We start from the raw sequence: 12894 nt of genomic DNA, 5'->3' as shown, positions 1-12894 counted from the left end.
GCGAAACAGGCAGCGCGGAGCATGGCACCGGCTTCGCCGGTGTTCGCGGGACAAGCCCGCTCCCACAGGAATCGCGCCAGCTTTTAGAAATTGAGCAAGACAGTTGCTCCCACAACGACCCCGCCAAATCGACGAGTCCTGCACCGAAGCTGTGCCACCTGCACCTTGGCAAGGCACAAATCCCCTCGAATCCCGGCCAAATCCCACTGAAAGCCCAATATTCCCGGGCTTTGCAAAACTGGCACGCCCCCTGCAATAACCAAGACATCTCCAGTTTCGGGGGCCTCGGTACAGGCAGGCCGGGTGAACCCCTCTTTTATTCGCAGTCCGCGCAAGTTTTGGGGACCTCGGTACAGGCAGGCCGGGAAATCCCCTCTTTTATTCGTGCAGCCGTACCTGCACACGCCAGCGCCCAGCGTCTTCTGCACCGGCCCACTCGCCGTGCAGAGGGCGCGCGGCCACCAGGGTCAACAGCAACCCCTCTTCACTCTTCTGCAAACGCCAACCCACCGGCTTGCCCTGCAGGCTCAATTGCCCACGCTGGGCCTTGCCCTGGGCTTCGAACAACACCGCAACCGTCCCTTCGACATGCTCACCGTGCAGCTTCGGCTCTTCGTTGAACCACAGGTCAAGGCCATCCTGCACCACGTCCACCTGTTCCAGGACACGCTCATCCGGCGACGTCAGGCGACCGATCATCAGCCCCACCATCACGCCGACGATCGCAAGGGACAGCAGCACACGCGGGAAGCCCTTCGATCGCAGGCCCGCTTCAGGGGTAGAATGCTCGTCATCTTCATGCTTGGAGCCGTGCATGTTTCACGTCATCCTCTTTCAACCAGAAATTCCGCCGAATACCGGCAACATCATCCGCCTGTGCGCCAACAGCGGTTGCGACCTGCACCTGATCGAGCCGATCAGTTTCGAGCTGGACGACAAGCGCCTGCGCCGCGCCGGGCTGGATTACCACGAGTATGCCACGCTCAAGCGCCACGAAAGCCTGGCCGGATGCCTGGAAAGCCTGGGCAACCCGCGGCTGTTCGCCTTTACCACCAAGGGTTCGCATCCGTTCCACGAAGTGGCCTATCAGCCGGGTGATGCATTTTTGTTCGGGCCCGAGAGCCGTGGCCTGCCGGCCGAGGTGCTGGACAGCCTGCCGGCCGAGCAGCGCCTGCGCCTGCCGATGCGGCCGGGGTGCCGCAGCCTGAACCTGTCCAATACCGTGGCGGTGACGGTGTATGAGGCGTGGCGGCAACAAGGGTTCGCCGGGAGTTGATACACGGCCTGTACCGGCCTCTTCGCGGGACAAGCCCGCTCCCACAGGTCCTGTGCTGCATTCAGAGCGGGTCTTATTCCTGCACAGGTCTCAGGACTGGCCATATCCCTGTGGGAGCGGGCTTGTCCCGCGAAAGGGCCGGCACAGACAACCGGCCAATAAAAAGGCGACCACGAGGGTCGCCTTTCTACTAACAGCAGAATTACTGCACGGTCGGCGCTTCGCCGGCTTCCTGCATGCGCTGCATTTCTTGCGCGTACAGGGCGTCGAAGTTCACCGGCGACAGCATCAGGGCCGGGAACGAACCACGGGTCACCAGGCTGTCCAGGGTCTCGCGTGCATACGGGAACAGGATGTTCGGGCAGAACGCACCCAGGGTGTGGCTCATCGACTGGGCGTCGAGGTTCTTGATCAGGAAGATACCGGCTTGCTGCACTTCGGCGATGAAGGCCACTTCGTCACCGTTCTTGACGGTCACCGACAGGGTCAGCACCACTTCATGGAAGTCGCCTTCCAGGCCTTTCTGCTTGGTGTTCAGGTCCAGGGCAACGCTCGGCTCCCACTGCTGGCGGAAGATCTGCGGGCTTTTCGGCGCCTCGAACGACAGGTCACGCACGTAGATGCGCTGCAGGGAGAACTGAGGGCTGTTGTCTTCGGCTGCTGCGCCGTTGGTCTGTTGGTCAGTCATGGCAGGTCCTTATCCTAATGTTTTTGAATGCAGTGCAAATCAGGCCGCCAGCAGCGCGTCGAGCTTGCCGGCGCGCTCCAGGGCATAGAGGTCATCGCAGCCTCCAACGTGGGTAGTGCCGATCCAGATCTGCGGCACCGAGGTACGGCCGGCTTTCTGGCTCATCTCGGCGCGCACCTGCGGCTTGCCGTCGACCTTGATTTCCTCGAAGGCCACGCCCTTGCTCTCGAGCAGGTACTTGGCGCGCATGCAGTAGGGGCAATAGTCGCTGGAGTAGACGATGACGGACTTCATATCACTTCACCAGGGGCAGGTTATCGGCTTTCCAGCTGGAAACGCCACCGCTGAGCTTGGCGGCGGTGTAACCAGCCTTGAGCAGATCACGGCAGACCATGCCGGACTGCTGGCCCATCGCATCGACGATGATCAGGGTCTTCTCTTTGTGCTTGTCCAGCTCGGCCATGCGGTTGGCCAGCTTGTCCTGCGGGATGCTCACTGCACCGACGATGTGGCCGGCGGAATAATCCTTGGACGGGCGGATATCGATGACCAGGCCCTTGTCGGCGTTGACCAGCGCGGTCAGTTGGCCATTGCTCAGGCTCTTGCCGCCGCGGCTAATTTCATTGACCAGCAAGGCAACCAGCAAAACGACGAAGATGGCAACCAGGATGTAGTGATCTGTCGCGAATTGAATCAGGTGAGCAACCATCAGCGGTGTTCCAGGCGATTGAAAATGCCGGCCAGTATACACAGCCCCCCATGACCGCCAAAGCCCGACAGGCCGGGCGGGAGAGTCACTTCATGTTCCAAACAGGGCTCGCCGGTCAGGCAATAGGACGATTATTCGCCGCAGGTGGCGTATTTGCCCTAAAATGCGTGTCTTTATCATCTTTGAACAACCGTGAGTTTGATTGATGACGAGTACGCCCAAACCCCTGGTGCTGATCATCCTGGATGGATTCGGCCACAGCGAAAGCCCCGAATACAACGCCATCTATGCCGCCAACACACCGGTCTATGACCGCCTGCGCGCCAGCCAGCCGCATGGCTTGATCTCCGGCTCAGGCATGGATGTCGGCCTGCCGGACGGGCAGATGGGCAACTCCGAAGTCGGTCACATGAACCTCGGCGCCGGCCGCGTCGTCTACCAGGACTTCACCCGGGTGACCAAGGCCATCCGCGACGGCGAGTTCTTCCACAACCCGGTACTCTCCGGCGCGGTGGACAAGGCTGTGGGTGCCGGCAAGGCCGTGCACATCCTCGGCCTGCTCTCCGACGGCGGCGTGCACAGCCACCAGGACCATCTGGTCGCCATGGCCGAACTGGCCGCGCAGCGTGGCGCCGAGAAAATCTACCTGCACGCCTTCCTCGATGGCCGTGACACCCCACCGCGCAGCGCTCAGTCGTCCATCGAACTGCTCGATGCGGCCTTCGCCAAGCTCGGCAAGGGCCGTATCGCCAGCCTGATCGGTCGCTACTACGCGATGGACCGTGACAACCGCTGGGACCGCGTCAGCGCCGCCTACAACCTGATCGTCGACAGCGTCGCCGAATACAGCGCCGACAGCGCCGTGGCAGGCCTCGAAGCGGCTTATGCACGTGACGAGAGCGACGAGTTCGTCAAGGCCACGCGCATCGGCGAAGCGGTCAAGGTCGAAGACGGCGACGCCGTGATCTTCATGAACTTCCGCGCCGACCGCGCTCGCGAATTGTCGCGTGTGTTCGTCGAGGCCGATTTCAACGAGTTCCCGCGGGCGCGTCTGCCGAAACTGGCGGCCTACATCGGCTTGACCCAGTACTCGGCGAAGATTCCGGCCCCTGCGGCCTTCGCACCTGCCAGCCTGAACAACGTGCTGGGTGAATACCTGGCGAAGAACGGCAAGACCCAGCTGCGTATCGCCGAAACCGAGAAGTACGCCCACGTCACCTTCTTCTTCTCGGGCGGCCGCGAAGAACCCTTCGAAGGCGAAGAGCGCATCCTCATCCCGTCGCCGAAGGTCGCCACCTACGACCTGCAGCCAGAAATGAGCGCACCTGAGGTCACCGACCGTATCGTCGAAGCCATCGAGCAGCAGCGCTATGACGTGATCGTGGTCAACTACGCCAACGGCGACATGGTTGGCCACACCGGCGTGTTCGATGCCGCGGTCAAGGCGGTCGAGGCACTCGACGGCTGCGTCGGTCGCATCGTCGAGGCGCTGGACAAGGTGGGCGGCGAAGCGCTGATCACCGCCGACCACGGCAACGTCGAGCAGATGGAAGACGAGTGCACCGGCCAGGCGCACACCGCCCACACCACCGAGCCGGTGCCGTTCATCTATGTCGGCAAGCGCAAGGTCAAGGTTCGCGAGGGCGGCGTGCTGGCCGACGTGGCGCCGACCATGCTTGAGCTGCTGGGGCTGGAGAAGCCGGTGGAAATGACCGGTACTTCGATTCTGGTCGACGCCTGATGGGTGCACTGGGGCCGCTCTGCGGCCCAATCGCCGGCAAGCCGGCTCCCACAGGAATCGCGTCAGCTTTTAGAACTTGAGCAAGACAGTTGCTCCCACACAGAGCAGGCCAGCGTCGGCCTTGTGGGAGCTGGCTTGCCAGCGATTGGGCTGCAAAGCAGCCCCCATGCACATGAATTCCAGACAAACGCCCCGCCGCACCCGCAGCGAGGCGTTTTTTTTGCAGGCCCGCGCGGGCATACTAGGCCAGTCTCCATCCCTGGTACGCCAAACCCCATGCTTCGCGCCCTGATCCTACTCGCCCTGTCTTGCCTGCTCAGTCCGGCCTTTGCCGATGAGCGCGCACAGACCCAGCAACAACTGGACGCCACCCGCCAGGACATCGCCGAGCTCAAGAAGATGCTGGGCAAGCTCCAGGAAGAAAAGGCCGGCGTGCAGAAAGACCTCAAGTCCACCGAGACCGACATCGGCAACCTCGAAAAGCAGGTGGAGGCACTGCAGCAAGAACTAAAAAAGACCGAGGGCGAGCTGGAGCGCCTTGATACCGAGAAAAAAAAACTCCAGAGCGCCCGTATTGAACAGCAGCGACTGATCGCCATCCAGGCCCGTTCCGCGTACCAGAACAATGGCCGCGAGGAATACATCAAGCTGCTGCTCAACCAGCAGAACCCCGAGAAGTTCGCCCGCACCCTCTCCTACTACGATTACCTGAGCAAGGCGCGCACCGAGCAACTGCGCGCCTTCAACGAGACCCTGCGCCAACTGGCCAACGTCGAACAGGACATCGGCCGCCAGCAAGAACAGCTGCTGAGCCAGCGCGCCGACCTCGACAGCCGCCGCCAGGCCCTGGAGGCGGAACGCGGCAAGCGCCAGCAAGTGCTGGCCAAGCTCAACAGCGACGTGAAGGACCGCGGCCTGAAGCTGCAGGCCCGCGAACAGGACCAGGCCGATCTGGGCAAAGTACTCAAGACCATCGAGGAAACCCTGGCCCGCCAGGCCCGCGAGGCCGAGGAAGCACGCAAGAAAGCCCTGCTCGCCCAGCAGGAAGCCGAGAAACGTCGCCAGCAGCAAGCCCTGGCCGCCCGCGACGAAGCCGAACCACCGAAAAAGGCCCGCACCACCCTCGGCCCGATTGTTTCCGGCGACGGCGCCAGCTACGGCGGTGCATTTTCCGCCGCGCGGGGAAAACTTCCTTGGCCCGTCAATGGTCGATTGCTGGCGCGCTTCGGCGATGCCCGCGGCAGCGATGCCCGCGCCAAGTGGGACGGTGTGATGATCAGCGCCAACCCAGGCACCCAGGTGCGCGCCGTACACGGCGGGCGCGTGGTGTTCGCCGACTGGTTGCGTGGCGCCGGACTTCTGGTCATTCTCGACCATGGCAATGGTTACTTGAGCCTGTATGGCCATAACCAGAGCCTGCTCAAGAGCGCCGGTGACATCGTCAAGGCCGGCGAAGCCATTTCCACCGTTGGCGACAGCGGTGGCCAGGACAGCGCGGGTTTGTACTTCGCCATCCGCCAGCAGGGCCGGCCTACCGACCCTGCGCAGTGGTGCAGAGGTTGAGTCCATTTTTTACGGCGTAGCGCCAGGCGCTGCGCCGATGCTCCCCAGGGAGCGTCTACAGGATCAGGAGTTCGTTCGACATGCTGCACTCGCCTCGCCTCACCCAGCTGGCCCTGACCATTGCCCTGTCGGTCGGCGCGCCCTTGGCCAACGCCGCCGAGCCTGCCAAGCCTGCCGCGGTGCCGGCTACCGAGGCGACCTCCAAGGCGCCGCTGCCGCTGGAAGAACTGCGTACCTTCGCCGAGGTCCTGGACCGCATCAAAGCGGCCTACGTGGAACCTGTGGATGACAAGACCCTGCTGGAAAACGCCATCAAGGGCATGCTCAGCAACCTCGACCCGCACTCGGCCTACCTTGGCCCTGAAGACTTCCAGGAGCTGCAGGAAAGCACCAGCGGCGAGTTCGGCGGCTTAGGGATAGAAGTCGGCCAGGAAGACGGTTTCATCAAGGTGGTTTCGCCCATCGATGACACCCCGGCCTCGCGTGCCGGCGTCCAGGCAGGCGACCTGATCGTCAAGATCAACGGCGCCCCGACCCGCGGCCAGAGCATGACCGAAGCTGTGGACAAGATGCGTGGCAAGGTGGGCGAGAAGATCACCCTGACCCTGGTGCGTGACGGCGGCAATCCGTTCGACGTGACGCTGACCCGCGCGGTCATCCAGGTCAAGAGCGTGAAGAGCCAGCTGCTGGAAAACGACTACGGTTACATCCGCATCACCCAGTTCCAGGTCAAGACCGGCGAGGAAGTGGGCAAGGCCCTGGCCAAGTTGCGCAAGGACAACGGCAAGAAACTGCGCGGCGTTGTGCTCGACCTGCGCAACAACCCTGGCGGCGTGTTGCAGTCGGCGGTGGAAGTGGCCGACCACTTCCTGACCAAAGGCCTGATCGTCTACACCAAGGGTCGCATCGCCAACTCCGAGCTGCGTTTCTCCGCCGACCCGGCCGACGCCAGCGACGGCGTGCCATTGGTTGTGCTGATCAATGGCGGTAGCGCCTCGGCTTCGGAGATCGTCGCCGGCGCCCTGCAAGACCAGAAGCGCGCCGTGCTGATGGGCACCGACAGCTTCGGCAAAGGCTCGGTGCAAACCGTGCTGCCGCTGGCCAACGACCGCGCGCTGAAGCTCACCACCGCGCTGTACTTCACGCCCAACGGCCGCTCGATCCAGGCCCAGGGCATCGTGCCGGACATCGAGGTGCGCCCCGCCAAGCTCACGGCCGAGGCCGACACCGAGAACTTCAAGGAAGCCGACCTGCAGGGCCACCTGGGCAACGGCAACGGCGGCGCCGACCGCCCGACCAGCAGCAGCAAGCGCAAGGAGCGGCCACAGGACGACGACTTCCAGCTGAGCCAGGCGCTGAGCCTGCTCAAGGGCCTGAACATCACCAAGGGCGGCCACTGATACCTGCCATGCGTTATCTGTTGTTCACGCTGTTCTGCCTGCTGGCTGGCACCGCACATGCGGCGCCAGCCAAGGCCTACATGAGCATCATCATCGACGACCTGGGGCAAAGCAGCGAGCGGGACAGCCGCACCCTGGCCCTGCCCGGCCCGGTCACCATGGCGATCATGCCCGACACCCCGCATGCCAGCGACTTCGCCCGGCAGGCGCACAAGGCCGGCAAGACGGTGATCCTGCACATGCCGATGGATCCGGCCAGCGGCCCCTACGCCTGGCACCCCGGCACGCCGCTGCCGGAGCTTGCCAACAGGCTCCAGGCCGCCCTGGCCAAAGTCCCCTATGCGGCTGGCATCAACAACCACATGGGCAGCCGCATGACCGCCCAGCGCGAGCCGATGGCCTGGTTGATGGGCGAGCTGCAGCAGCGGCATCTGTTCTTCGTCGACAGCCGTACCAGCGCAGCCACCGTGGCCGCCGCCGAAGCCCAGCGCACCGGCCTGGCCCACGTCTCGCGCGATGTGTTCCTTGACGACACACGCACGCCCGAGGCCATCGCCGGGCAACTTCGCCTGGGCGTGGAGCTGGCACGACGCCAGGGTTCGGCCGTGCTGATCGGCCATCCTTATCCGCAGACGCTGGCCATTCTGGAGCAGGAGCTGCCCCGGCTCCGGAGCCAGGGCATCACCCTGATCGGCCTCAAGCAGATGATCGCCGAACGCAGCAACCAAGCCATGCCTGGACACGGCAGGCATGGCATCTACAGCAACCGGTGACCCTACTGGTCTGCTTCAGCCGTCAAGCCAACGCTTGGAAAGGAATGATGCCGCTGGCCTGGGGCAGCGTCAGGTTGCCGCGGTAGATCCTCAGCACTTCCCCCGATTGCGCCGCGATCATCTGGTCCTTGTAGCCTTGGCGGCGCTGACTCCATAGCTTGAGATGGCCTTTATCGAAATCCGTAGGCGCAGCCTGCGCATCGGCAAAATGAAAATGCGCCGCCCATAGCGACCTGCCTTTGCTGCCCGGCTTGCCCTTCTGGCTGATTCTGTATTCGTCCAGATAGCCGTTCGAGTCCTGCTTGCGTGGCCCTACGTACTCGACAGTGATCAAACCTTGCTCATGCAGGAAGCGCAGCCCTCGCGCACTGGGATAGACGGTGCGCGTGTAGAGCTTCTGCAGCAGATCGACTCGCTTCTGACGCAGTGCGGCAACGCCCTCGCGCAGCTCATGTACGAGCTCCGCTCTTTGGCTATCAGCGTCGAGCAGCCGAGCGAAATGCTCGAGGTCGCTGATCTGCCCGTTCAAGGTGTCAGTCAGCGACCCGTCGTCCGCATCGTTTTCGGCCATGCTTTCAGCGCGCTGGATAACCTTGCCGTTACCCTGCAGGAGCTCTTGGGCAACAGCTGCGGTCATCGCGTCGACCTCTGGCAACGGATCCTGCGATTCGGCCTCTTCAACCGCAACTTCTTCGACCCATACCCCGTGCTCACGGTGGAACCGGTGCAGAATCTCTGTCCCAAACGGGTCGCTGGCCTGCAACTGCGCCTGCCCCCCCACCACCTTTTCCACACCGAGAACAATCTGCCCGTCCCGCGTATGTGCCACCTGCAGAGCCATGCGTGCGTGCACCGGTCGGGCCGGCGCCACAATTTGCCCTGAGGCCTGCTCACGCATGGCTGCGACCAGGGCGTCCCCCGCCAGCGTTTTCAACTGCTGCATCTGCTGCTGGTAGGCCAGCAGCCACTTGATGTCGACCACCTGCCTGCTCAAGCCTTTGAGCCGTTCGACATTGAGCCAGGCCGCGACATACTCGTCCCAGGCCGTCTGCAACAACTCGATTCTTTCGGCAACCGGCAGGTCGCAGTAGAACGACAAGTCGTGCGCGCTGGCCGCCACACGCAAGCGCTTGCTCGCGACCGCGTCGCGCAGACCGAGAAACTGCTCATTGCTGAGCTTGCGCATCTGCAAGCCAAGCTCGGCAAGGTGCATCGCCTGTAAATAGCAAAGCGCCACTGTCGATTTCTGTCTTTTCGGGATGAGCTCATCAAGCGGGATTCTGCGCCCTGTGTAGGGGATCGGCAGCTGGCCATCACTGAGCGCAATCAAACGGTCGAGTTGCAGGGACGCATCGATCATCGTAGGCAGGTCATTGACCGCTTCCTCGAGCACACTTCGCGCACGCTGCAGCAAAGCGGGCTTCTGCTGCTCAGGTGCAGCATGGTAGGCATCCAGTGCCGGCCCATATCGCCCGAAACTACCAAGGGCCGCCATTTCGTCGATGATGATCATCTGGTAGGCGATGAGGTTCTGTCGCAGCCCGAGCAGCGTCTTGCGTTCCTGTGCAGCCCGTGCGGGCTGCGGAATGTAGTTGGGGTTGTCGTGCAGCGCTACCAAGGCCTGCTCAGCACCGAGGTGTTCCTTTTCAAGCTGCTTCACCAACTCCAGCCGTTCACGTCGCTTGTTCACCACCTGCTTTTCAAGTCGCGCTTGCTTATCGCGGTAAAGCGCCTGGAGCTTGTCGAATTTCTCGCGTTCAACGGGTTGCAACGGTGGCTGCTGCTCAAGCAGAGGCTTGAGCTTTCTCGACGAAGCATGCAACTCATTCAGCTCACTGGATAGCGTTTCATAGCCCGATTCCTTTTGCTTGATGGCGAGTACGTAGTTCTGCAAAGCTTTCAACGGACCGGTCACCCGTTGCTCGAGTTTCCGGCTCAAACGCTCTCCCACCCCCCTGCCACTACCACCGAACAACCCGGCCTTGATGCGCCAGACATCGTGCTCAGCCACCAATGCCGGTCCAACCGTCTGATCCGTGCCGACGATGCGCACACCATCGTCCTCGACCAGCACCTCGTACACATCGCCGCCCAACTTTGCATAGTAATGCGCCCCCTGCTGGTACAACCCGGCCCCCCGGCTCGAATGCACGGGCATCAGACCCGCGAGTGAAATTTTCGCAGTCAGCTGGCGTAGCCTGCCGCGCTGGGACGGCGACAGGCCGTTGATGCCTCCCACTCCGCACCAGGAAAAGTCCAGCAAGGTGTCGGCCTTGGCCTGCAACGTTGCCAGGGGTGCAGTCTCACCCGGCGTGGGCGCTGGCAGCAGACGCACATCAGGGCCGTCAGCGCCTGGCAGCGCATCGAGCCAAGGTTGCAGGGCTGGCTCAGCGGCAGCGGCAGGTCGTACTTCCGGCACCTGCAGATGAACCAACGCCATCAGACTGTTGCCCAGCACATCGACGATCGCCTCGAGCATCGGCTCGCCTCCTTCGCTCAAAGCCTGCACATCACCGATCACCTCCTCGATACCGGCATACAACCAGATCACCGTAGCCAACGGCCCTGGCAACACAGGCGTGACAACGTGGAACAGACTCCAGGCAAATTTGCCAAGCAAGCCCCAGCGCTCCTGGCTATTACTCATGGCACTGCGATCGGCGATCTCGAGCAACAACGCCTGCCGGGCGTGGAACAGGCACGTGTCCAGCTCTGCGTCCCAGTAATCGAACTGCAGCTCGGCGGGCGCTGGCTTGTCCGACGGACTGAACGGGTCCAGCGACAAGTTCGGTAAATGCGGTTCATTGAAGCCGCCATTGTCGTAGATCGCGCGCCGTGACTGCTCAAACCACACCAGCACCGCACGCTGCAGATTGCCAGGCTCGCAGATGGCAGCCAGCAAGGCCTTGGCATCCTCGAACTGAAACAGGCTGTTCGGGAGCAATGGGCAATACAGCAACAAGGCCGGCACTTCGCGCACTTCGATCACATACATGCCGTGCACGCGCTCGGTGAGGTGGGAGGTGGGCGAGCGCCTGAATGCCAAGGGTGCGACCCTGACGCCGGCACTGGCGTCAGCGCCCTGCCGACAGAAGCGCCCAAGCGCGTGATAGCTGGCTTGGTCGAGCTGGTTGAGTACCCGTGCGCGTAACGCATCGAACAACAGCGTAAGCCGCCATTGCCCGGCAAAGCTGGCTATCCGCTGCTCGCGCAGTGCCTCGTCGTCCAGCAACCCTTTGACATAGATCGGGTAGGTACTGCCGATATCGACCCGGCTCACCAATTCGTGCAGGTAGCGCGTGTTCATCCAGTCCATGATCAACTGGTCTTCACGGTGCCCGATATGGGTAATCACGCCGTCATTCGTTGCCGTCAACCGAGCAATGGCCAATTCGGTCAAGGTAATGGTTTTGCTGTCGATCCTTTGGCCGATGCCCAGGCCATGCTGGTCGTTGACGAAGGTGTCGACCGTCAGCAACAAGTCATCGGGAAAATAGTTGGCATCCACCGGATGATCAGCAAGCATCTCTTCGCGCAGGCGCCGCGCAGCGTAGGTATTCAGGTCTTCGACCAGAAGCCGGTCGTCGTCAGCCTTGAACGCCGACTGCAGCACCGTGAGGTCGATCAAAGCCTGGGCAACGGCTGTCCGGACCTGCTGCTCGGCCTCCCTGAGCTTTGTCGGAAAGCGCAAGGCTGGCAGCGCATCGACCTCAGGCGAGAGCGGCGCAAAGAATTTCGCAGGCTCGCTCGCCTGGGCATATAACTGCTCCAGCTGCGCGACCGTAGCTATACGGCTGCGCCGCAGCCGCGCGACATCTGCCAACAGGCTCTCCAGCAAGAGTGCGCTCTGCAGGGCGAACGCATCGCCATCACCCGTGAACAGCTCCCAGCTCATGCTGTCGAAGGCAAAGCGCTGGCCCATGCGCCGCTGCAAGGCGAACGCCCATTGCTCCAGGGAGTTAAAGCTTTTTACCTGGCCGCCCGGCATGCAGCTCAAGATCGTCTTGCGTACTTCGTCGCTGGCAGTGATCAGGAGATCGGGCAAGATCTCACTGTAGTTCGTTGGTCCAGCCTGCAGGTGCACGCGCACGGCCTGCACGGTGATGCCCGCCAGCCTGCCCAACAGTACATCCTGCAGGCAGGTGCGCTCGCCGCCCCCCAGGTTGGCGGCGCGCAGACTGTCGAACAGGCTCGCACGCAACATCTGCTGCAGCCAGAGGTCGCGGTCGATGTCTTCACCGCTGCCATTCCAGAAAGCGATCTGCGCCTGGTAAAAGTGCTCGGGGAGCAATGGCAGCAATTGATTGAGGCTGGCGGCGAGCACCTTTGGCTCTACCAAGTCACCCTCAACTGGCTCCCCCTGGAAGCTGTAGTCAGCGCCATTCACGCTGGAAAAATCCAGCGGCCTCGCCTCGAGCATCGCTTGCAGCACGACATCCAGCAACGGCCGTGCAGGACCGTGCGGCGCAAGCAGCAACAGCGCCTCGGCCGACTTCAACTGAGGCCGACGCCTGGCGATCGACGGGTAGCGCGTCTGGACCCGTTGCATAAGCTGCTGGTCGACCACCTGGCGCAAGGTGGGACGGGTGACGAACATGGCCTTGACGCAGGTGTGAATGTCCACCTGCTGGGTGGTTGGGCGACTCATGGGAGGAACGCCTTGTGCGTGGAGAGCCACAAGGGTGGGGGGAGTGGTATTTGCCATGGTTAAAGTCCGCTCGTTGAAGAGCGTGCACCATGTCTT

Annotated in this window: 10 protein-coding genes; 5 read left to right on the top strand and 5 right to left on the bottom strand. The window is 62.6% G+C overall.

Annotated elements, in window-relative coordinates; genetic code table 11:
• Positions 1 to 378: 378 nt before the first annotated feature.
• A complete protein-coding gene (locus PMI38_RS09495) occupies positions 379 to 816 on the bottom strand; it encodes a hypothetical protein (protein ID WP_043273320.1) in 438 nt (145 codons plus the stop codon).
• On the opposite strand from PMI38_RS09495, the gene trmL reads away from it, so the two are divergent.
• The gene (trmL, locus tag PMI38_RS09490; protein ID WP_008093177.1) at positions 815 to 1276 is read left to right on the top strand and encodes a tRNA (uridine(34)/cytosine(34)/5-carboxymethylaminomethyluridine(34)-2'-O)-methyltransferase TrmL; all 462 of its coding nucleotides are present in this window, start codon (positions 815 to 817) and stop codon (positions 1274 to 1276) included. The two genes, PMI38_RS09495 and trmL, sit on opposite strands and share 2 nt — an antisense overlap.
• A 202-nt stretch (positions 1277 to 1478) precedes the next feature.
• On the opposite strand, the gene secB is transcribed toward trmL, so the two are convergent.
• The 3 genes from secB to PMI38_RS09475 are packed head-to-tail and all read right to left on the bottom strand — an operon-like array spanning position 1479 to position 2673.
• Positions 1479 to 1964 (bottom strand): protein-export chaperone SecB, encoded by a 486-nt coding sequence (secB, locus tag PMI38_RS09485; protein ID WP_008093176.1) that lies wholly within the window; start codon positions 1962 to 1964, stop codon positions 1479 to 1481.
• A gap of 39 nt (positions 1965 to 2003) precedes the next feature.
• Positions 2004 to 2258 (bottom strand): glutaredoxin 3, encoded by a 255-nt coding sequence (grxC, locus tag PMI38_RS09480; RefSeq protein WP_008093174.1) that lies wholly within the window; start codon positions 2256 to 2258, stop codon positions 2004 to 2006.
• Between the two features lies 1 nt (position 2259).
• Positions 2260 to 2673, bottom strand: a complete 414-nt coding sequence (locus PMI38_RS09475) for a rhodanese-like domain-containing protein (RefSeq protein ID WP_008093172.1) — start codon at positions 2671 to 2673, stop codon at positions 2260 to 2262.
• Positions 2674 to 2878: 205 nt separating this feature from the next.
• On the opposite strand from PMI38_RS09475, the gene gpmI reads away from it, so the two are divergent.
• The 4 genes from gpmI to PMI38_RS09455 all read left to right on the top strand — a co-directional run bounded on the left by gpmI (position 2879) and on the right by PMI38_RS09455 (position 8150).
• On the top strand, positions 2879 to 4414 hold the full coding sequence (gene gpmI / locus PMI38_RS09470) for a 2,3-bisphosphoglycerate-independent phosphoglycerate mutase (RefSeq protein WP_008093169.1): 1536 nt from the start codon (positions 2879 to 2881) through the stop codon (positions 4412 to 4414).
• 276 nt (positions 4415 to 4690) lie between these two features.
• Complete coding sequence (locus PMI38_RS09465; RefSeq protein WP_008093167.1) at positions 4691 to 5977, top strand: murein hydrolase activator EnvC family protein; 1287 nt, start codon at positions 4691 to 4693, stop codon at positions 5975 to 5977.
• An 80-nt stretch (positions 5978 to 6057) separates the two neighbouring features.
• Positions 6058 to 7377 carry a S41 family peptidase gene (locus tag PMI38_RS09460; protein ID WP_008093166.1) on the top strand — a complete coding sequence of 440 codons (1320 nt, stop codon included), beginning with the start codon at positions 6058 to 6060 and terminating at the stop codon, positions 7375 to 7377.
• Between the two features lie 8 nt (positions 7378 to 7385).
• On the top strand, positions 7386 to 8150 hold the full coding sequence (locus PMI38_RS09455; RefSeq protein ID WP_008093164.1) for a divergent polysaccharide deacetylase family protein: 765 nt from the start codon (positions 7386 to 7388) through the stop codon (positions 8148 to 8150).
• Between the two features lie 22 nt (positions 8151 to 8172).
• Here PMI38_RS09455 and PMI38_RS09450 read toward each other — a convergent pair whose 3' ends face one another.
• Positions 8173 to 12798: a dermonecrotic toxin domain-containing protein gene (locus PMI38_RS09450; protein WP_008093163.1), complete on the bottom strand. Its 4626-nt coding sequence runs from the start codon at positions 12796 to 12798 to the stop codon at positions 8173 to 8175.
• Between the last annotated feature and the right edge of the window lie 96 nt (positions 12799 to 12894).

The sequence above is a fragment of the Pseudomonas sp. GM84 genome, from assembly GCF_000282535.1.
Classification (GTDB): Bacteria; Pseudomonadota; Gammaproteobacteria; order Pseudomonadales; family Pseudomonadaceae; genus Aquipseudomonas.
This window is presented reverse-complemented; position numbering and strand designations above follow the sequence as displayed.